Here is a 21486-nt window from a genome sequence, read left to right as displayed (position 1 = left end):
CAGCCCCCTTGTGTAATGTTCCTCTGAACTATAATTTATGTAATGCGTTCCAGGTCAAGGATTATTTTCAGCAATGAACGCGAAAAAGGACTGACCCTAAACCATAGAATGGTTAAACGGGACAATCCTTAGCATGCAGAGTACGATCAATGGGTCTGGATCAGATCTGCTTCATCCGCCCCGGTAACCACCGAGATGATGCTCTTCCGCAGCTGATCTGCATTCTGTGCCTGATAGGGATCGGCAGCATAGATGACCGCATCAGCAATGTAGCCCTTGGCAATCCGCCCCAGCTCATGACCGCTTCCAAGGATCTCTGCTGCGTCTTGCGTAGCGGACTTCCATGCTTCTGCCCGGTTCAGGCCGTAATCGAACAGCGTATCGAATTCCTGCAGGTTGTAGCCATGCAGTGAAGGAGTAGCATAATCTGTACCGAATCCAAGACGTATTCCCGCCCGCTTGGCATATCCAATGGCCGTGGCATGAGCATCGGCTGCACGGGCGGCCCGTTCACAGATGACCGGATTCAGCGCCAGCACACCTTTGGGGTCAGCTGCGATCCGGTAGATCGAAGTTGTCGGCACGAAGGCTACGCCGGACTCGGCCAGTCGGCCAGCCTGATCCCAGGTCAGGAACATCCCATGCTCAATGGACTCCACTCCGGCCTGGATGGACCAGTCAATTGTCACGCCGCCCCAGGTATGTACCAGAACCTTCTTCCGGTTCGCGTGTGCATGACGGACGATGAAGGCGAACTCTTCCTCAGAGAAGTTCGGCTCCGTTACCTTCTCGGTAGGCGCGCCTAGACCCCCTGTTGCCATGATTTTGATCCAGCCTGCTCCGGTAGCGTAGATCTCTGCCAGTCGGCCCTCCAGATGCTTAACTCCCTTGGCATCCGCTGCGCCCAGCATTTCACTGCTGGTCTGCACCCGGAGCGGCTGCTGATAATACTTCACGAGATGACGGATGGTGCTTGGCAGAATGCCGCCGGCATCACGCGCCGTAGTTACGCCAGTCCTTAAGGTGGCTGCGAAGGCTTCTGCCTGCATCACTTCAACCTCCCGGCTGTCCCGGTTCAGCTGGTCGGCATGATCGAAATCGGTCCAGGCCAGGTGCGTATGCAGATCAATGATACCCGGACTGATCCATAGCTTCTGCTGAGGTTGTTCCGCCTGTACATGCTGCGGTTCGGCTTCCTTAACCGAAGTAAACCGGCCATTCTGAATTTCAATATCGAACGGTTTGCCTTCGATACCTGCGATATGGATACCGCTGTACGCCTGGAATTGCGGATGCTTGAGAATCATAGGGCTTCACCCCAAACCTGACGGACAGCTTGTACTGCCTGCTCTGCATCCTGCTTCAGTAATCCGGCAAGCGTCCGCACTGCGCCTTCAACACCTTCCCGGCTGGCATTTGCCCCGAAATGGTTAATCCGCAGCAGCTGGCCGGATAATTCGCCGTCTCCGGGAGCCACGATGCCGATAGGCTGCTTGATCAGCAGCTTCTGCTCCCCGTTCACCCGAACCGTGGTCGTCAATGTGGAATAATGCCGGCTGTTCTTCTGCCAGGGTTCAAGACCCAGAGCTGTGATCCCCGCTATGGCAGAAGCTGCTGCAATTTCATGGCGCTTAATCACTTGAACCAGTCCCTCATCGGCAACAGTCGTCAAGGCTACGATCAGAGCTCTGGCCTCCAGTGTTGGAATATTTGGCGGGACGCGAAGCGGCGGCGTGCCGTCCGGTGCCGGCTTCAGATCGAGCAAGGATAGAATGGAATTGCGGGGCGCTCTTTCATTCGACTCCAGGAAGGCCCAGCCGCGTGGTGAAATGCTGACTGCGCTGACGCCGTTAGGTCCGGCGAGCGCTTTTTGCGCACCCATCACGGCAAAGTCTACGGACCACTCATCGACTAACAGAGCCTCTCCGCCTACTGCTGATACGGAATCCGTTACCGTAATGAGATTATGCTTGCGTGCAAGCTCGAAGATTTCCTTCGCAGGGTTTGAGCCGCCTGTAACAACTTCTGCCTGTACGAAAGAAATAGCAACCGGATGATACCGCTCAACCGCAGACGCAACCTCTTCCACAGTAATGACTTCATCAAAGGAAACTTTCACTTCAATCACCGTCGCTCCGCCGCGCTCCAGCCATTGTCCAAACAAACTGCCGTAAGGGCCAGTCACAACATTTAGAATGGTCCGGCTGGGTGCAGCAATTCCTGCAGCTACCGCTTCAATGCCTAATATGGCTTCCCCCGGAATGATCACTGGAGGGTACTGGGTGGATAAGAGATCAGAGAGCTGTCCTGTTAATGTTTTGAACTCTGACAGGGACAGCGGGACAAATCCTTGTGCTTCTCGGTTCATATAGACCTCCTGATGTAATTGTGTCATTGTGGCATCTTCGGAACCGCTGATAACAGCTCGCGGCTATATTCATGCTCCGGACGGACGAAGAATTGATCCTTGGTATTGATCTCTACCAGCTTCCCCTGCCGCATGACGGCAACAGTATCGCTGACCGCATGAATAACCCCGAGATCGTGAGAAATGAATAACACGGTCAGATTAAGCTCAGCCTTGAGCGTGTGGAACAGCTCCAACACGCTACGCTGCACGGATACATCGAGTGCACTTGTCGGCTCATCGGCGATCAGCAGACTCGGCTCCACACTTAGAGCGCGTGCAATGGCAATCCGCTGGCGCTGGCCGCCGGAGAATTCATGCGGATATTTGTCCAGCGACCTGGCTTCCAGCTGCACCCGGCTAAGCAGCTCTTTACTTCTTGTCTCCACTTGGGAACGGTCGACAATCCGGTGAAACAGCAGGGCTTCAGACAGAATCTGCCGGATAGAATGCTTGGGATTCAGCGAGGCATCCGGATTCTGAAAGATCATCTGAATCTTTTTATGCTGCTCTCTGCTTCTCTTCTTGCGCAATTCCTGGGAACCCAGCAGAATCTGCCCCTCATCCGGAGCGATCAGCCCGGCAATGACCCGCGCCAGCGTAGACTTTCCTGAACCGGACTCTCCGACAAGTCCAAGCGTCGTATGCTGCTCCAAATCCAGCTGAATATGGTCGAGCGCGGTAAATCCGCCGTAACGGACCGTTAAATCCCGCACCTGCAAAGCTAAATCCATTATTGTCTGCTCCCTTCAAGCTCAAGCTCCGGCAACGGAAGCACCGAATCGATCAGCATCTGCGTATAGGGATCAGCCGGATGCTGCAATAGACTAAGCGTCTCGCCGTGCTCGACTATCTGCCCCTGCTTCATGACATACAATCTGGAGCAGAGGTTAGCGGCAATCGCCAGATTATGGGTGACGAAGACCATTGCGAAACCGAGTTCATGCTGCAGACTGGTGATCGTGTCGATGATCTGCCGCTGAACGGTGACATCCAGGGCGGTTGTCGGCTCATCACAGAGCAGAATGCCGGGCTTACAGGCAAGAGCCAATGCGATAACAACACGCTGACACTGGCCGCCTGACAGCTGGCTGGGATAGCGGTCTTTTTTTCTCAAAGAATCCGGAAGACCCAGTCTTTCAAGCAGTTCCAAGGCAATCGTCCGTGCAGCTCTCCGGCTGACCTGTTGTCTGTAATACACGACTTCTGCCAGCTGCTTCACAACCGGACAGAGCGGGTCCAGTGCCCCTCTCGGGTCTTGGAATACCATGGCACTGCTTACCTTACTCCGTACGGCCCCTCCGGTCTGCTCCACACCACGAGGAAGGAGACCAAGGATTGCCCGCAGTGTAAGCGACTTGCCGGAGCCCGATTCCCCTACCAGCCCGAGACTCTCCCCGCGTGCAAGCGAGAAGCTGATATTATTGACGAGAATTTCTTTCGACTTGGCTGCAAGTGTCAGTGATTCTACTTCAAGCACAGGCTCAGTTGACATTATTTTTTCCTCCAAATATCGGCCAGGCCATCCCCTAACAGAGACAACGCTATCCCCGTATATACCACGGCGAATCCCGGAACTGCTGACAGCCACCAGGCGGTGGTAATGAAGGGTTGTCCGTCTGAGATCATTGTCCCCCAGTCCGGTGTAGGCGGTGCGATACCGATACCCAGATAACCCAGTGTAACAATGGCTACAAGCAGTCCGACCATATCCGTCATCAGCACGACAACGGCTTGCGGCAATACATTAGGCAGGAGATGGCGCAGAATAATGCGGCTGCCGGGCAGTCCCAGGGTCTGGGCAGAAGCCACCCATTCCTGTTCCCGGAAGGATGCGCTAAGACCTCTGACCACACGGGCGAATACAATCCAGCCCACGAGAATGAAGGTGATATAAATCCCCCGCTCCCCGGCACCGCTGGCGAAGGCCACAATAATTACGATCAGATAGAACGGGAAAGCGATAAATGTATCTGTAATCAGTGCAATAATTCTATCGGTCCATTTGCCGTAATACCCTGACAGCATTCCCAGTAAGACACCGGTACAGAACGGAATGATCTCCGCCAGAACCATGATAGTCAGATCCGTCCGCGCTGCATAGATCAGTCTGGTAAACAAATCACGCCCCAGCTGATCGGTACCCAGCCAGTGGGTGGAAGACGGCGGCTGCAGGAAGGCGCTCAAATTCTGCTCCGTCGGATGATACGGACTTAAGTAAGGGATGAACAGAGCCAGCAGAATAAGCACTGCAAACATAATGATTCCGATCAGCAGGGATGGGGTATTCCATATCCGTCTCAGCCCGTTTACTTGCTTCTTGCCCTCTGGCAATTGTATATCTGGCGTTGTAGTTGTCATTGTTTCCCCTTCGTTCTGGGATCCAGCCACCAGGAGATGATTTCAATCAGCAGACTGATGATCACTACAGATAGCGCGCAATAAAGGGCTATTCCTTGGATGACAGGGAAATCCCGATTCGAAATTGAAGTGAACAGCAGGCTGCCGATCCCTTTGATGCCGAATACCTGCTCGACGACAAGCGTACCCCCGATGAGATAAGAGATGTTGACTCCCAGCAGCATCAGTGTCGGGAGCGCAGAGTTGCGCAGGACATGCTTAAACAGAATAACTCTGGAAGGTATGCCCGATGCTCTCAGCGTGACGACAAAGTCGGATTCAAGTACCTCCAGCATTTGCGCCCTGAGCGAGCGGACCAGCGTAGGAATCTGTGAAAAAGCAACCGTTATCGCCGGCAGCGCCAAGCTTCGCAGCGTCCCTGTGAAGCCTTCGCCTACTCCCCCGACAGGGAACCAGCCCAGCCGGACACTAAAGAGCAGAATCAAAAGGATGCCAACCCAGAAGATTGGCATACCGAGAGTGATCGCAGGAAAGATGCGGATCAGATGATCCAGCAGTTTATCCTTATGTGTGGCTGCGGCAGTAGCGAGCAGAAGTGCAGTAATAATTGCAAGCACACAGGCAATCAGGATAAGCAGCAAAGTTACAGGAGCCCGCTGCATAATCAGCTCTCGTGCCGAGGTGCCCATAATAATCGAGTTACCGGTATCCCCTTGCGTGAACAAGGTCTTCATAAACCGGATGAATTGTTCCCATAGCGGGAGATCCAGCCCCAGGGTGTGATGCATATTCTTAAGCGCTTCGGGTGTACTGTATTCTCCGAGAATCATTTTGGCAGGGTCGCCGGGTACAATACGTATGAGGAAAAAGACTGCCGTCATCACGCAGAGGATAACAATTAAGGCTCTTACAAGTGCTATCCCCAGCCACTTGTAAGAACCATTGTTTCCTTGCGCACCGGTTAAGGTTCGCCTGGAATTCATCATTTGCTTACGCGCACATCTTCCAGACGGATACTGCCGTTAGGCAGAACAACCAGTCCATCCACCGAAGAACGGGCACCAATCAGGATATCCGGGTAGTAGAGCGGAATGTAAGGCACTTCATCTGCAAGCGTCTGCAGCAGCTCGGTGTAGATGGCTGCGCGGGCATCGCCGTCGGCTGTTTTTTGGCCCCCATACAGCAGCTTGGTTACATTATCGTTCGTGTAATGCGTCCAGTACGATTTGCTGAAGCCTTCCGGATCGGTCTGGAACGCCAGGATCGAGTTCGCTTCCGGAGAGTCGGCTTGACCGCTGTTCAGCATCGCCGCGAAATCATAGGCGAAGAAGCGTTCACGGAAGGTAGCCAGTTCAACGGATTCAATCTCAATCTTAATTCCGATGGTCTGACCTGCTGCCTGAATAATCTGTGCTTCCTGGGCTCTTGTGCTGTTGCCGGAAGCGATCAGCAGCTTGGTTGAGAATCCGTTAGGGAATGCAGATTTGGCAAGCTCTTCCTTGGCTGCGGCGGCATCGAAGTTCAATGACTTAAGGGTATCATTGGCGTTGTATGGAATCGTTGTCGGCAGCAAAGAATTGGCGGTCTGTGCATATCCGAAGGTTAATGCTTTGGTCAGACCGTCACGGTCCAGCGCCAGCGCCAGTGCACGGCGGACATGCACATCGGAGAAATGCTCATCCAGCGTGTTGAAGAACAATTGCTCCGTCACCCAGCTGCCGTTCGTTACGACAGTAGTATCTGTGCCGTCCTTAATCTCACCTGCATTCTGAAGGGACAGCGCTTCTACTGCATCCACTTCTCCTGCCTTCAGCTGGTTGATCGCCTGACTGTCGTCTTCAATCAATTTATAGACAAGCTTATCGATATAAGGCTTGCCTTCCTGCCAGTAGTTTGTGTTCTTGGTGAAGGTAACATCACCAGCAGGGTCCCAGCTTTCAACTACGAAAGGGCCCGTGCCTACCGGCTTCTTGAAGAACTCTTCTTCGCTGACGCCGCCGAAATTATTCGGGATGATACCATTGGAGAAGTTGGACAGCTCAGAGATGAACGGTGTGTAGGGTTCTTTTAGCTTAATTACCAGCGTCTTGTCATCCTGTGCCTTGAAGGATTCTACCGTCGCGGAGATCGCCAGCGGACCTTCAACCGTCAAATGACGATTCAGGGAGAACACGGCATCCTCTGCTGTGACTGGCGTTCCATTCGAGAACTTCAGACCGTCACGCAATACGAAGGTATACGTTAAGCCATCTTCGCTGATCGTGTGTGACTCTGCAAGAAAGTCCTTAATTTCACCCTTGCTGTCAAAAGCGACCAAAGATTCAAACACTTTATCAATCGCAAACGCATTATTGGAGGTGATCTGGTTATGCAGATCAAACGAGGTTACGGAAGCCGGCCGGCCATAGGTAAAAGTACCTCCTGCAGCAGGTTCTGCTGGGCTTGTGCTTTCCGTTGCGGCTGGACTCGCACTTGCCTGAGCGCCATTACTGGTGTCCGCATTGTTGTTAGAACCGGAGCAGCCTGCCAGAAGCATTACAAACATTACTGTCAGTGTCCCCATTCCAATCGTTTTTCTAAATGTAGCCTTTAACTTGGTCACGTGTGATCCACCCTTCCTCTATAAATCATATATGTTTAGTATGGATTGTATTATGGATTACACATCTTCTTCTGTCAAACAAAAGTTCAATGGAGCGGCAGAATTGAATCTAATCCTTCCATTGCAGGAAATGAATTCGTAATCATCTGCTCTCCATCGCCGCCTGGAGGTCATAATCACTAATATCCATATCGGTCTCTCTTCCTAGTGCCAGCTTCGCCAGCTGGCTGCCGATAAACGGGCCCATCGTGAGTCCGGAAGCTCCCAGTCCATTGGCTGCGAGAACCCCTTTCCATCCAGGAACAGCACCTAAGACCGGGAGGAAGCCTGGTGTAAACGGGCGGAATCCTACCCTCACTTCACCCAAAGTGCTGTTTGCCAGTTCAGGTGCCACCTCCAGCCCCTTATTCAGAATCTCCTGCATGCCGCCAGCGGTCACTCTGGTATTATATCCTTTTATATCATTCTCATGAGTTGCCCCGATTACAATATGCTGCTGGTCAAACGCGAGCAGATATTGATCACTCGGCGGGATGACTACAGGCCATGCTTCAGTATCCTGATGGCCGGAAACCTGCAAGTGCAGGATTTGCCCTTTTTGGTAGCTGACTTTGAAATCAATGCCAAGCGGCTGTAGCAGCGGGTTCGCCCAGGCGCCTGCGCACACAATAACTTCATCCGCCGGGTAACACTCTGCACCTACAGTAACCCCGGTCACCCGGCCTGGCTCATATTGAAGCGCCGCATCTCCGGCAATTCTGGTGGCACCCTGCTGCTGCGCAGCGTGAAGTAACGCATCCCGCAGGGCGCGTCCATCTACCCTGGCAGCCCCGCTGATATGAACAGAGGCATACCCTTCAGCAAGCAGCGGGAACCGTTCACGGGTTTCTTCAGCCGTAAGCCGCGTAATTTCTCCGATTTCCGGTGCATCCGCCAGCCGCTGACGCGCCCGCTCTTCTATTTTGTCCAGCTTGCCCGCATCCGTATGAATACTAAGCGCACCTACCCGGGCATAGCCCGAATGGGTTTCGCCTGCATGCTCAAGTTCCGCGATCAGCTGAGGATAATATCTTGCACCAGCCTTTGCCAGCCGGTACCAGGTCTGATTGCGCCGCTGGGACAGCCAGGGACAGATGATGCCTGCGGCCGCATCCGTGGCTTGTCCTTGATCTTTACGGTCGACAATCAGCACCTCTGCCCCCATTGTTGTCAGCTGGTAGGCTGTAGATGCCCCGAGAATCCCTGCTCCAATTACGATGACTTTCTTCATAAGATATGTACAGCCCTTTCACTTGAGGTTAGAATTCTTTGCGAGAAATTCAAGGATCGTATCGTTCACCAGCACCGGCTGTTCCCTTCCCATATGCGGCGGGTGGCCGGCACCCGGGACGATCAGGCATTGTGATCCTTTGATCAGCGAGACTAGCTGAATGATCTTATCCGCTGTAGCGTATGTATCGTGCTCTCCTGCAATGATTAGAACCGGACAGCCGATACTGCTTAACTGTGCTTCGCTCAGGTCCGGATATCTACGCCAGTCAGTAGCTGATTGCCGCATGAATTCCTGCCAATTCCCTAGATGTGCTTCTTCATGCCTCTCTTTCATCTGACGGATGATGCCCTGTTGCTCAAGCTCCAGCAGACGCTCCGGCTCAAAGTCTTCAGCACCAGCCGGATTGCAGAATCCGCCGGTTCCAATTGTAGTTAGTGTAGCAACTCTTGCCGGATCATTTACTGCGAGGTACAGTCCGACATTTGCACCCATGCTGTAGCCGATCAGATGCGCTTTTTCAATACTCATTCTATCCATGAAGGCTGCGATATCATCCGCCAGCTGAGGCGTAGACCATTCGAGACTTTTACACCTGGTTCTGCCATGTCCGCGTAAATCAGGATAATAACAAGTGTACTTATTTTGGAAATCCAGAATTTGACTAGAAAAGGCCAATAACCCGCGCGAATAACTGCTGTGCAGAAAAATAACCGGATCTCCGCTACCCATTTTTTCATAAAACAATTCCAGATCTTTAACTTTAACATGAGGCATGATACTAACCCTCCATCTGCAGGAATAATTATATTTCGGCAAGTCTGACCCTTAACAGCTTAGCACAGGTTGCCTCATCAAGCATCAGGCGGGAGTAAACCCTGGCCCCAACCCATTTCACGCAAAAACAAAAAAGAACAGTAATTCCCCGGTTAGAGGGGATCACTGTTCTAAGTTTCAGATAGATAAAAGTGCTTCCGAAGAGAGGTGTTGTGTCAGATTATCCAGCTCCGGGGAGGCGTACCAGTCGTTGTCCTCTGATTTGCCGTATTTAATCGTATGGATGACTGCCTCGGTGGACAAATAAATATTATGATGCACGAAAGGCGCAAACGAGACAGTTTCTCCTTCACGTAATACGCGAAGCTTGAAATCTTCTTCTTTTAGTTCCGCATAGACCATCCAGCCGGACTGCACGACGTAGATCTCAGAGACGGATTTATGATAATGACTGCTCTGCCAGGCACCTTTCTCAGAGGCTACCGTCCGGCAATAGGAGCTTCCGTCGGTTGAGCAGATTAATCTGAATCTGCGCTCACCGCTATCCATAAGATCATGTCTGGTTTCAATGCCATACTTATAAGCATCTTCGTCAGAAATTCTGTGCATCGTTTACGCCTCCGCCAAATCCAGTTCTCTAATCCGCTCCTCCAGCTTAGGGAACACGCGGAGTGCATTATTATAGAAGACATCCTCCCAGTGCGCTTCCGGGATCAGATGCTTCACGAATGTAATGTAGGCATCCAGCGGAACCAGCGGCCAGTCGGTACCGAAGACGAGCCGGTCATATTTCTCGGCGAATACAATCGCCCGGCGGAAATGATCGGTGTAGGTCTGCTCGGTCAGCAGACGGTCCACCTTGGCCTGGTCTCCGACGATCCAGCCGGACAGGTCGGTATAGAGATTCGGATTCTTCTCCAAAAGCGCCGCTGTGTCCATAACCCAGGGATCGCCCAGATGGCAGAGCATAAAGGTAATATCCCGGTGCTTCAGGAACGTCTCTTCCATAGACAGCGGATGCGAATATTTCAACAGTCCCCGGTCAGAGTAAGTTAGTCCTCCATGAATAACGACCGGCAGTCCGTAAGCAGAGGCCAGCTTGTAGACCGGATCGTAGATCTCATCCCCCACATTGAAGTGGTAATAGCCGGCATAGAGCTTGATTCCAACGACATCCTTCTGTTGCAGCGATTGTTCCAGCGCCTCCAGCTGCCCGTCCAGACGGAGGGTCAGCGGATTAATTCCAACACAGGTAAACAAATTGTCAGGAAGTGTCCCGCTAAGATCAAGCAGCATGGGATTAAGCGCTTCGGAATCCGGAAAGCTACCTGCGGCCGTCTCCGTTACGCCCATACCGACTCCCGCGACAACACCGGAACGGCGGAACTCCTCCAGGAGTCCTTTGCCGGTATAATCGATATGCGCTAAAGTCCGGGCTGTCTCGTGAAAGGTATCAATATTCGAATAATGCACATGTGCGTCAATGATTTTCATGGGTGCTTCCTTTCTTCAGCTCATTTGTTGAAGCGGATTGTCAGCAGATCGGCGTAGGCCTGCTCAGGAATCTTCAGATCCGAGATAAGATAGAATTGTGGCTTGCTGAACCGCTCTTCCCCGTCTTGAAGATACAGCGGGTCTATGGCATATGACAGTGCCGCATGAGTGTTGGCCATTAAGGCTGTAGAAGTAATATCCGGTGCAGTAACTAGAGTCAGGCGCTGTTTACGTTCTGTGGAGCCCACTTGAAGGATTCCGTTAGTACTTCTAACCCCCAGTTGGACTCTTCCTGCCTTATACACCAGCTCTTCACCACTGCTGTTCTTCAGATACCCTCTGCTGTCCTTAAGGTCAGCGGCCGCACGGTAATGGGACGAGGTTTCAAGCTCGAGCGGATATAACGGCGTGCCTGTATTCTGTTCAATGTGTACAGTAGAGGCAAGCACAGGCACACCCGGAAGCATCATGAAATATTGATGCAGGATAAGTCCTTTGTACTTATCATTCTGCTGAATGGTAACGCTCATGCGTATGCCCGACCAGCGGTTACCCTTATCGTCCATGAGCTCAGCGAACTCAGCGGTCCGCGGCTCCTCCATGAAGCTGCGTAATGACATGTCAGTGATCGAAGTTAAAATCCCACCCACCCAGGGATTCCACCAGGATTTAGCTATGGGCTGTGGAAAAGAGGAATCCAGCCATTCCTGTCCCCGATACTCCAGCGAGAATAATCCCGGAGCAAAATCGCTGCTGGCCTGTATCCGCAGAATTCCGTTGTCTACGGCAAGCACCTGAGACTGCTCAATCTCCAGCGTCTGACGGCGGATAACCTGATCCGACACAGGAAGGACAAGGAAAGCTCTGGAGCTCTCATAAATATCCATATCCAGCTGCAGCGTAAGGAGATCGGGCTCAGAGCCTGATGAACGGGTCAGCGTAAGGCTGATTTCCGAGAGCTTGTGTTCACCTTGTACCGCAATTGATGTCTCCTCAATGCTGCCTGCACAAGAAGAAACAGTAATCTCTCCGTCCAAATAACTCTTCTTCTGCTCCAGAATGGAGAGTGTAAGCGGACCGCTGATGAACGGGTTACCCTGATTAAGCTTCACTTCCAGTTGTTGTGCAGCATTCAGATCGCGTGTGTTGCTGCATTGCAGTGCGAACGAACGGAAATCCTGCCAGGTGTTCCAGGTTCCCAGCGCAATCCGCAGTGGAGCTGTCTCCAGCTTGCCTCCAGCCGGAATCCGGCCCAGCGAATGCTCAACTGCATGCAGCCACGACTCCTGGATAAGCTCTAATTCTGCCGGCCAGCTGATTCCCCGCGAGATTGCCCCATGTGAAGCGAACATCCAGTTCTCTGTGAACTTCTGCACATCCCAGTAGTCCGGGCTGGAAGCCTCTACACCTGATTTTAAATCCAGATACTTGCCGTTATAAGGAATAACGCCTCCCCTAAGGCTGAACTCGAAGCTGTCCTTGAGGACCAATTCTTCCTCCTGATCCGTGTCCAGCGGGTTATGAATCCTGAAATGCCGGGAGATGAGCCCATTGCTGTTCAGTTTCACCACCATGGTCAGCAGCATGCCCTTTCTTGCTGTAAGTTCATAGACGGCTTCAAGCACAATGGCTCCATCATCTGTATCATACTGCACTTCAATAGGCGATGCCTTCTTGAACTCATTGGTATACGGCAGACCGAACTTCGGATAAGGCAGGCTAACGACATTTTTACGGCCGTCATATAGCTTCAGCGTATTGCCGGATTTCTCCAGGACTGCCGAATATCTTCCGCTGCTGATGATCCATTCCTTCTCCGTTTTGCCGCCAAAGGCAGCATCTGCCCCAGGGAAGACCAGGCTCATCTCCTGCTGGTGAATTAATGAAGCGGCCTCCTCCGGACTGCTGCCCCCATTAAGGATCTTCACATTATGATGCCAAATGCCGTAGGCTTGCAGCCGCGCTTGTACAGTAACCGTTCTCCGGCCCTTTGCCGGAACTTCGACTTTAAGTGCAGACTGCCCGAAAGCGAGTATAGCATCATCAGGCAGGTCGAAGACGAACACCGTATCTGCGTTGTATTCATTTTCGATAATCACATCAATTTCAAGCTCTTCGCCTATATAAGCTATTCTGTCCGGCAGCTGCAGCTGTACTTTGACCGGGAATTTGGGTTCAACCCCGAGTTTGAATACGGCAGGCAGGCCATTAATGAGCAGTTCGGCCTCAACGACCGGATGGGTCTGATAGATACTCTGTTCCTCTTCTGCCGGATGGATGAAGAAGCTGCCTTCGATCCTTGCCTCGGATTCAATCTCCTGCGCTCCGTTCAGCTCAAAGCTGATTTGCGGATTGCTTATGCCCTTAATCTCCAGAGCCAAAGGCTTTCCGCTCTTATTCACAGCTTCATAGACAATGGGGTATCGGGCTCCAAAAGGCAGCTCATGCCGGTCAGGAATCGTTGCCTGTATCCGGTAATCCTCCGTCTCAATCAGGCGCAGGCCGCGGCCGCTCCGCTCATACTGCATTTTCAGCTGCAGGCCGTCTTTCAGCCATTCATATGTAAAATAGTCAAATCCGTTATCCCCCTGGCCGTCAGGCTGAACGTTGATCTCGCGGATGCTGTCGTTATACCAGTCGATCTTCCCGAAATAAGACTTCACCGCTCCGGTCTGCAGCACTGAAGGGATAAAGTTCATCAGGTGGGTGGTATCGTCCCGTTTCTCCCAGAAAAAACCGCTTTTCTTATAGGTAGGAACCGCCTTGACGTTCCCTGCCCAGGTGTACAAATCAAGCCGGGGCCAGCCAAGCCGGATGGTCTCCTCGACAGCTTGTCTTACCAGTCTCTTGCCAACCTTACGTCCATGGAAATCCGGTCTGACGTTGAGCAGTGGAATATAAAGCGCGCCTGTATCCTCTTTGTAGTGGGAGAAGCTGCAATATCCGATAACCTCTCCGCCCGCAACGGCCAGAAATACCTTGAGCAGCGTGCTGTTCTCGTGTTCACGGAGTACACTTTCCTCTGTCCGGTAAGTATTGTCCCCGCCCCAGCTCTCAAAGCTCCGATTCCACATCTCGGCAATGGACGCGGCATGTTTGGCAGGCACGTATTCTTCAATGACTATTTCTTGTGTTTCCGGCATTACGGTATTCCCTCCTCAGATCACTATAGCTTCTCACCTAATGCAATGCACACACGGCAATAAGTGGATGTTTTTTACAGTATATAATAGAAGGTTTAACCATAGTAATATCTTCTTTGATTATAAAAGTTTATTACCTATAGCTATCATCATACCCTGCCCGCTCCGGTCATTGCAAAACCATGCAAAGCTACGCAAAGGATAACCTTGCACCCACCAGATACCCGATAGAAACAAACAGAAGCGACCAGATAAATGCACCGGCAACGGTGACAACCAGATATTTCCTGAAAGACATTGCACTGATTCCGGAGATATAGCTCGTAACATGTCTGAGGCCCGGGACGAAATAAGCGATGAAGACCGTCCAGTTGCCGAACCGGAAGAACCATCGTTTCACACTCGCGAACCGCTTCGGCGTAAGCCCTATCCACTTCCCGTATTTGTCTACCACCGGCTGCCCGAGTCTCAGACCGATCGTATAGCTGATCAGCATACCTGTTATTGAGCCGATGAAGCACACCAGCACCGAAACTGAGAAATCCAGCACCATTGTCGAAGACAGATAGCCCACGAACAGCATCAGCAGCTCATCGGGAACCGGGAGTCCAAGAAGTCCCAGCGCGAGCAGTGCAAATATAGCTATATATCCGTATTGCGAGATCATCTCCATGATCCAGGGCATAAGGCATCACTTCCTGTTGACGAATTTTTTGAACGACGGGAATGGAATCCGGCTTACCATGAGCAGTGACAGCAGCCCCATTACGGCGATGACCAGCTCCGGCTTCATCCGTTCATCCACCAATGCAATCATTGATAAAATAACGCCTGCAGCCGTAATTGGCATCCCCGTGAACCCCTTCGAAGGCGCAGACAGATTAAATCTGGCCAGGCGCAGCGCCCCGCAGATCAGGAATGCAATCGCTGCAACAGGTCCAAGCCACTGCATATTCTCCAGCCTGTACAGCAATATGAGGAAGGTAGGAGCAAGTCCAAAGGAAATAATATCTGCCAGAGAGTCCAGTTGTTTGCCGAAATCGCTGGTACAATTGAGTATTCTAGCCAGTAATCCGTCCATGACATCACATATTGCCGCAAGCAGTATCATTAGTAAGGCGAGATTATAACGTTCTTGAATGGTGAAAAGCAAGGAAACTGATCCAAGTCCCAGGTTTCCCAGTGTGCACATTGAAGGCAGCCAGTTCCATTTCATGCTGTTTCACTCCTTTCTCAAAATATAAGAATTCTTGACAGGTAGTAATAAGTCCGTTCAGCCTTCAAAGGTCACACTAAAACAGACGCCGTCCGTTGTGTTTATCACTGCATACCGGCAGCCGTGCATATCGAGTATCTGCTTCGTAATCGACAGCCCGAGTCCGGTTCCCCCTGTCAAACGGCTGCGTGAAGCCTCCGCCCGGTAGAAGCGCTCCCAGATCTGCTCCAGCTGATCCTCGGGAATATTCTCACCCTTATTGTGTATGTTGAATGAAAGTGATTTCTCTTGACCCTCCACGGCAACGGTTATTGTACTGCCATGCTCCGCATGTCTGATCGCATTGGTCAGCAGGTTGCTGATTACCTGCCCAATCCAGGACGCATCGGCATAAAGCGGCCGCTCGTTCGCAGGAATAATAACCACATTCAGCTGCTTGTCACCGAGTGAATGTATCAGCTTGTCCGTCACCTTCTCCGTCATTTCACTCAGCATGAAGGAGCTTTTGCGGAGTTTGATGGTTCCGGACTCCAGCTTGGCTAAATCGAGCATATCTTTGACGAGAAACTCCATCTTGTCGGCTTCCTCGATAATGACCTTGATATAATGATCCTGTTTGCCGGCGCTTACCCCATCCTCCAGACCTTCGGCGAATCCCTTGATAATACTGAGCGGAGTCTTCAATTCGTGAGAGGCGCTCGCAAAAAAGTCCTGCTGCATCTGCTCCATTTTCTTCTTCTGCTCCATATCCTCAACCAGCTGCTGATTCGCCTCACGAAGCTCACCCAGTGCAGCATCCAGACTTTGCGACAAAGTGAACATGCTTTTGGACAAGCTGCCCAGCTCATCCTTTTGACGGATCGAAGAATGACCTGTGAAATCGAGCGACACCATCCGTTTGGCGATATTATTGAGCTTAATCAGCGGACGGGTAACCATCTTGGAATAGAACAGCGACAGGACCAGTATCAGAACAAACCCACCGATCCCCAGATATAAAAAGAACCAGCGCAGCGCCACATTCGAATCCTTAACATCCTGCAGGGAGGTGACCGTGAATAAGAGCTCCACTTCCCCGTTCGCCTGCTTGACCGGAAGGATGATGATAGAATTCCGGATGCCGCTCCAGGGAGCGGTCCACTCCTCTTTCACTATGTTCAGATTACGTAGTTCTTCGTTCTGGTCAAGAGTCAGAGGAAACCAGTCCTCCAAGGCCTCGAAGAGGATGCCCTGCCGCGGGTTCCAGACTTTCAGATCCGGTAATACAAGTTCAGTAATTGTCCCGGAAATAGTGCTCATCCCGTCTTCAGGCTCCTCGCCGATCTGCGGTCCGCCTTGCTTCGTAATCGTGAGCGGATAGATCAGATTCCCGGGGTCATTGTCTTCCTCAAGACGTTCTCCCAGGACGGTGACTTGATCATTTTCCTTGAGATTGGCTGCCCTAAGCGGATCTCCGTACTCGTTCATGAACAGGGACATCGGAATCACCTGAATCTTGCCCGCTTCATCCATCACCTTCATCCGGAACGGATCCTCAGACTTCATTCGGCCATCCAGCTTCAGAATGACCATTTGAGTCTTATTGCGCAGCATGAAGCGGACCAGTTCGCGGGAAGTACGGCTCCGCCCCCAGGATTCTTCTGTATAGCCCGTCCCGAAGCTCTTAAGATGCTTTTCCACCCTGTTCTCCTTCTGGCTCTGGTAGAAGCTGTCGAAGAACAGCAACTGGCTCAAGATCACCATCCCGTAAAAACATACAAAAAAGATCACGGTCATCACAAACAGCTTAAAGGTAATTCCGCGTCTTCTCATTCCTCAACCTCAAACCTGTACCCTGTACCGATGACCGTACGGATATAGCGGGACTCATAACCCAGCTTGCTGCGCAGTTTCTTGATATGGCTATCCACGACACGGGAGTCTCCTTCAAATTCAATTCCCCAGACCCGGCTGAGGATCGTATCCCGGGAAATCACAATCCCCTTATTGCGGATCAGCAGCCATAAGAGATCATATTCCTTCGGGGTAAGCTCGACTTCTGCACCCTCTACCTCCAGGCGGTGTGCCAGCGTGTTGAAGATCGCCGACCCAAACTTCACAATGCCCGAATCCGGCAGATGAATGCCTTGGGCCCGTTTCATCAGCGCATTTGCCCGGGCCACCAGTACTTTAGGACTGAAGGGCTTGGTTACATAATCATCTGCACCTAATTCAAAGCCGTATATTTTGTCGTCATCTGCAGACTTGGCGGTCAGCAGAATAATGGGGATCGCTGATTGCTTGCGGATTTCCCGGCAGACCTCAAATCCATTCAGCTTGGGCATCATGATATCCAGAATCAGCAGATCCGGCAGAAGTGAATCGAACCAGAGGAGCGCATCCTGTCCGTTGTCGGCTTCGCGCACTTCCCAGCCGTTCTGGATGAAATAATCCGATACCAGTTCACGGATACGCAGCTCATCCTCGACGAGCAGCAATTTTTTCTTCAATGTAGTCCCCGCTTTCCGCCCGTTTATACCACTCAGCATAGTCGAGTGTTATGTCCTTTATGTGCCCTGATTCATATTTCCCCAAAAAAAGAAGCAGCGCATTGCGCTGCCCTCCTGAAAAGTAACTATTCAAATGTACTGTTGCTGCCTTACCCTGCCTGAACCGCATGCTTGAACTGGCTGTTATACAGCTCATGGTATACACCTTTAAGGGCAAGCAGCTGCTCGTGGCTGCCCTGCTCGGCGATCTGGCCGCCCTGGATGACGAGAATCCGGTCCGCATCCTGGATCGTGCTGAGCCTGTGGGCAATCACGAAGCTGGTCCGGCCCTTCATCAGGGTCCGCATCGCCTGCTGGATATGCATTTCAGTCCGGGTATCGACGCTGCTGGTTGCCTCATCGAGAATAAGGATAGCCGGATCGGCAAGGATGGCACGGGCAATCGTCAGCAGCTGGCGCTGGCCGTGGCTGAGTGTCGTTCCTTCCGTACCCAGCATCGTATCATATCCCTGCGGCAATCTTGCGATGAACCCGCTGACGTTAGCCAGGCTCGCGGCTTCTTCAACCTCACGGTCGCTAGCGTCCAGACGGCCGAACCGGATATTCTCACGAATTGTTCCTGAGAATACATGCGCATCCTGCAGTACCATGCCTAACTGGCTGCGCAGCTCATTTTTGTTCAGCTCGCGGATATCTCGCCCGTCGATCAGCAGCTCCCCGCTGTTAATTTCGTAGAAGCGGGTCAGCAGGTTAACAATAGTGGTCTTCCCTGCCCCGGTCGGGCCGACGAGTGCGATCTTCTCGCCAGGCTTCGCTTCGAAGCTTACACCGTTCAGTATCGGAGCATCTGCCTGATAGCCGAAGACGACATCACGGAAAATCACTTCCCCGTGCACCCGTTGCAGCTCTTGCGGCTGCTCGCCGGTGTACTCCGAAGGCATATCCATCACTTCGAATACACGCTCCGCTCCGGCAATTGCCGACTGGATCAGATTGTACTGGTTCGCAAGCTCGGATATCGGCCGGCTGAACTGCTTAGCGTAGTTCAGCATACTGACAATAACCCCGACCGTAGCCAGCCCTTTAAATGCCATCCAACCGCCCACACTGGCAATCAGCGCGAAATCCAGATTGTTAATCAGGTTCATGACCGGACCGACCAGTCCGGATACAATCTGCGCCTTAATGCTGACCTTATTGAGTTCACTGCTCATTCCGCGGAATCTTGCCGTTTCAGCTTCTTCTCTGCGGTACTGCTTAATCACCTTCTGGCCGCTGATCGCTTCTTCAATGAAGCCGTTGAGTTCACCCAGATACTGCTGCTGATTCTTGAAATAGATCCGGCTCAAGCCTGTAATCTTACGGCTGGCCAGCAGGACCAGCGGGATTGTCACCAATGCGATTACCGTCAGCGGAACATTCAGCATCAGCATAATGACCAGCGAGCCGCTTAATGTGATGAGACTGTTCAGCAGCTGGGTAACACTTTGATTCAATGAGTTCGATACGTTGTCGATGTCATTAGTTGCCCGGCTCATCAGCTCGCCATTGGCACGCGTATCGAAGAAGCCTATAGGCAGCTCCTGATATTTAGCGAACAGATCACGCCGCAGCTCGAACACCGTTCTCTGTGACACGGAAGTCATTACATAGGCCTGCACCCAGGAGACGGCGCTGCCTAGCAGGTAAACACCGCCCAGCATGATGCAGAACCGGACGAGCAGCCCATAATCATGGGGAATGATTGCCGAGTCTATCGCTTTTCCGAGCAGGTAAGGCCCGATTAGTGCTACTACGGCGTTAAGTATTGTAAATATATAGACCATAATGAGTCCCGTACGCTGACGGTTCAGATAGGACCAGATACGTTTGATCGTAGCCATGCGGTTCTTCGCTCGAACCTTCGGCACCACAGCCCCGCGGCCGCCGGGTGGCCCCCCGCCGAATCCGCCTGGTCGAACAGGTGCCTGTGCCTGATTAGGATGATTGGACATAAGGCTCCTCCTCTCCCTTCAGCTGCGACTCCCGGATATCCCGGTAAATCTCGCTGCCTGCCATCAGTTCTTTATGGGTGCCCTGGGCAGCAATCCGGCCATTCTCCAGGATCAGGATCCGGTCCGCATCGATAATTGATGATACACGCTGGGCAATCATCACTATGGTGCAGTTCCGCAGCTGAGTCTTCAAAAGCAGACGAATCCGCGCATCCGTTACCGCATCCAGCGCACTGGTGCTGTCATCCATAATCAGAACGGCGGGCTGAATCAGCAGCGCACGCGCGATGGACAGCCGCTGCTTCTGTCCGCCGGACAGATTAACGCCGCGCTGCCCGAGCAAGGTATCATAGCCTTGCGGCAGCGTATTGATAAATCCATGTGCTTCGGCGGCTATAGCTGCCTGCTCTACCTCTGCATCTGTTGCTTCCGGACGGCCGTAGCGGATATTGTCCCTGATGCTGCCGCTGAACAGCAGCGACTGCTGCATTACGAAGCCGATCCGGCTGCGCAGATGATCAATGCCAATCTGCCGGATGTCTGTTCCGTCAATGGCAATAGCTCCGGACAACACCTCGTAGAACCGTGGAATCAGGCTGACCAGAGTCGATTTGCCGGCACCGGTAGCCCCCAGAATAGCAACTGTCTCACCGGGATTCGCAACAAAGCTGATATCCTCCAGCACAAGATTCTCATCTGCCCGGTTATAGGCGAACGAGACATGGTTGAATTCGATCCGTCCATGCGTAATTACATCACTATTCGCCGAAGGAGCTTCAGTAATCTCGCTTGTGGTTGCGAACACTTCATTCACCCGGTCACCTGACACCTTAGCCCGTGATACGAACGCGAGCATATTGCTCAGCATCATCATGGACATCAGCAGCTGGGTTACATAGTTAATGAATGCGATCAGTTCACCCACAGGCAGCTTGCCGCTCCAGTTCTGCAGACCGCCGAACCAGAGGACGGCAATAATACTTGCGTTCAGGATAAGCATCATCAGCGGCATGTTGAGCGCCATTAGGCGAATGGCTCTAATTCCGGTATTGGTATAGTCTGTGTTAGCGGCATCGAACCGCTTCTGCTCATGCCCCGCGCGGACAAAAGCCTTGATTACGCGGATGCCGGACAGGTTCTCCTGCAGCACATTGCTTACCCCATCCAGCTTCTCCTGCATTCTAGCAAACAAAGGAAAAGATAGACGAATCAGCACGTATAGCAGAATGAACAGCAGCGGGACTGCAGCCAGCAGGATTAGCGCCAGCGAAGGGCTGATCCGGATCGCCATCACCAGACTGCCGATCAGCAGCAGTGGAGACCGTACAAACATCCGTAATATCATCTGCATGAAAGTCTGCAGCTGCACCACATCATTCGTTAAACGGGTGATCAGCGATCCGGTCTTCAGCCGGTCCAGATTCCGGTTAGAGAAGGTCTGGATATGCTCAAACAGCTTGATCCGCAGATCATTTCCGAAATTCTGTGAAGCGATACTTGAAAAAACAGTACAGCCTACACCGCCGACCATACCTACGATGGCAACCCCAAGCATGATCCCGCCTGTCGAAATAATATGCGGCAAATCATTCATCATCAGGCCCTTGTCTACGATGCTGGCCATCAGCGCCGGCTGCAGCAGGTCCATAACAACCTCAACTACCATTAACAGCGGGGCGAGCACGCACCAGAGTACGTACGGCTTCATGAACCCCCTGAGTTTCCACATTCAG

At 52.2% G+C, this 21486-nt stretch carries 18 protein-coding genes; all 18 read right to left on the bottom strand.

Translation table 11 applies throughout. The features are described from left to right. Positions 1 to 146: 146 nt before the first annotated feature. Entirely contained in the window at positions 147 to 1307 is a 1161-nt protein-coding gene (locus GC101_RS25150; protein WP_171719499.1) for an amidohydrolase family protein, read from the bottom strand. Further along, positions 1304 to 2368 (bottom strand): aminotransferase class V-fold PLP-dependent enzyme, encoded by a 1065-nt coding sequence (locus tag GC101_RS25145; protein ID WP_171719498.1) that lies wholly within the window; start codon positions 2366 to 2368, stop codon positions 1304 to 1306. Before GC101_RS25145 ends, GC101_RS25150 begins: the two co-directional genes overlap by 4 nt. 23 nt (positions 2369 to 2391) lie before the next feature. After that, the gene (locus GC101_RS25140; protein WP_171719497.1) at positions 2392 to 3141 is read right to left on the bottom strand and encodes an ABC transporter ATP-binding protein; all 750 of its coding nucleotides are present in this window, start codon (positions 3139 to 3141) and stop codon (positions 2392 to 2394) included. Continuing rightward, positions 3141 to 3902, bottom strand: a complete 762-nt coding sequence (locus GC101_RS25135; RefSeq protein ID WP_171719496.1) for an ABC transporter ATP-binding protein — start codon at positions 3900 to 3902, stop codon at positions 3141 to 3143. The genes GC101_RS25140 and GC101_RS25135 overlap by 1 nt, the downstream gene beginning before the upstream one ends. Beyond that, positions 3902 to 4768 carry an ABC transporter permease gene (locus GC101_RS25130; RefSeq protein WP_081956529.1) on the bottom strand — a complete coding sequence of 289 codons (867 nt, stop codon included), beginning with the start codon at positions 4766 to 4768 and terminating at the stop codon, positions 3902 to 3904. The genes GC101_RS25135 and GC101_RS25130 overlap by 1 nt, the downstream gene beginning before the upstream one ends. After that, complete coding sequence (locus tag GC101_RS25125; protein ID WP_246354496.1) at positions 4765 to 5754, bottom strand: ABC transporter permease; 990 nt, start codon at positions 5752 to 5754, stop codon at positions 4765 to 4767. Before GC101_RS25125 ends, GC101_RS25130 begins: the two co-directional genes overlap by 4 nt. Further along, on the bottom strand, positions 5751 to 7370 hold the full coding sequence (locus GC101_RS25120; protein WP_171719495.1) for an ABC transporter substrate-binding protein: 1620 nt from the start codon (positions 7368 to 7370) through the stop codon (positions 5751 to 5753). The genes GC101_RS25125 and GC101_RS25120 overlap by 4 nt, the downstream gene beginning before the upstream one ends. A gap of 142 nt (positions 7371 to 7512) precedes the next feature. Continuing rightward, entirely contained in the window at positions 7513 to 8640 is a 1128-nt protein-coding gene (locus GC101_RS25115; protein ID WP_171719494.1) for an NAD(P)/FAD-dependent oxidoreductase, read from the bottom strand. Between the two features lie 18 nt (positions 8641 to 8658). Then, positions 8659 to 9417 carry an alpha/beta fold hydrolase gene (locus GC101_RS25110; RefSeq protein WP_171719493.1) on the bottom strand — a complete coding sequence of 253 codons (759 nt, stop codon included), beginning with the start codon at positions 9415 to 9417 and terminating at the stop codon, positions 8659 to 8661. 177 nt (positions 9418 to 9594) lie between these two features. Then, a complete protein-coding gene (locus GC101_RS25105) occupies positions 9595 to 10026 on the bottom strand; it encodes a cupin domain-containing protein (protein ID WP_171719492.1) in 432 nt (143 codons plus the stop codon). A gap of 3 nt (positions 10027 to 10029) precedes the next feature. After that, positions 10030 to 10911 carry an amidohydrolase family protein gene (locus GC101_RS25100; RefSeq protein ID WP_171719491.1) on the bottom strand — a complete coding sequence of 294 codons (882 nt, stop codon included), beginning with the start codon at positions 10909 to 10911 and terminating at the stop codon, positions 10030 to 10032. A 20-nt stretch (positions 10912 to 10931) separates the two neighbouring features. Then, positions 10932 to 14054, bottom strand: coding sequence for a GNAT family N-acetyltransferase (locus GC101_RS25095; protein ID WP_171719490.1), 3123 nt, complete (start codon positions 14052 to 14054; stop codon positions 10932 to 10934). Positions 14055 to 14244: 190 nt separating this feature from the next. Next, a complete protein-coding gene (locus GC101_RS25090) occupies positions 14245 to 14739 on the bottom strand; it encodes a DedA family protein (protein ID WP_042236387.1) in 495 nt (164 codons plus the stop codon). A gap of 6 nt (positions 14740 to 14745) precedes the next feature. Continuing rightward, on the bottom strand, positions 14746 to 15270 hold the full coding sequence (pssA, locus tag GC101_RS25085) for a CDP-diacylglycerol--serine O-phosphatidyltransferase (protein WP_171719489.1): 525 nt from the start codon (positions 15268 to 15270) through the stop codon (positions 14746 to 14748). Positions 15271 to 15327: 57 nt separating this feature from the next. Next, positions 15328 to 17082, bottom strand: a complete 1755-nt coding sequence (locus GC101_RS25080) for a sensor histidine kinase (protein WP_171719488.1) — start codon at positions 17080 to 17082, stop codon at positions 15328 to 15330. Next, positions 17079 to 17759: a response regulator transcription factor gene (locus GC101_RS25075; protein ID WP_171719487.1), complete on the bottom strand. Its 681-nt coding sequence runs from the start codon at positions 17757 to 17759 to the stop codon at positions 17079 to 17081. The genes GC101_RS25080 and GC101_RS25075 overlap by 4 nt, the downstream gene beginning before the upstream one ends. 149 nt (positions 17760 to 17908) lie before the next feature. Next, entirely contained in the window at positions 17909 to 19753 is a 1845-nt protein-coding gene (locus tag GC101_RS25070) for an ABC transporter ATP-binding protein (RefSeq protein ID WP_171719486.1), read from the bottom strand. Next, the gene (locus tag GC101_RS25065; RefSeq protein ID WP_171719485.1) at positions 19737 to 21482 is read right to left on the bottom strand and encodes an ABC transporter ATP-binding protein; all 1746 of its coding nucleotides are present in this window, start codon (positions 21480 to 21482) and stop codon (positions 19737 to 19739) included. The genes GC101_RS25070 and GC101_RS25065 overlap by 17 nt, the downstream gene beginning before the upstream one ends. Between the last annotated feature and the right edge of the window lie 4 nt (positions 21483 to 21486).

This window comes from Paenibacillus phytohabitans (genome assembly GCF_013141775.1).
In the GTDB taxonomy this organism is placed as follows: domain Bacteria; phylum Bacillota; class Bacilli; order Paenibacillales; family Paenibacillaceae; genus Paenibacillus_AQ; species Paenibacillus_AQ phytohabitans.
This window is presented reverse-complemented; position numbering and strand designations above follow the sequence as displayed.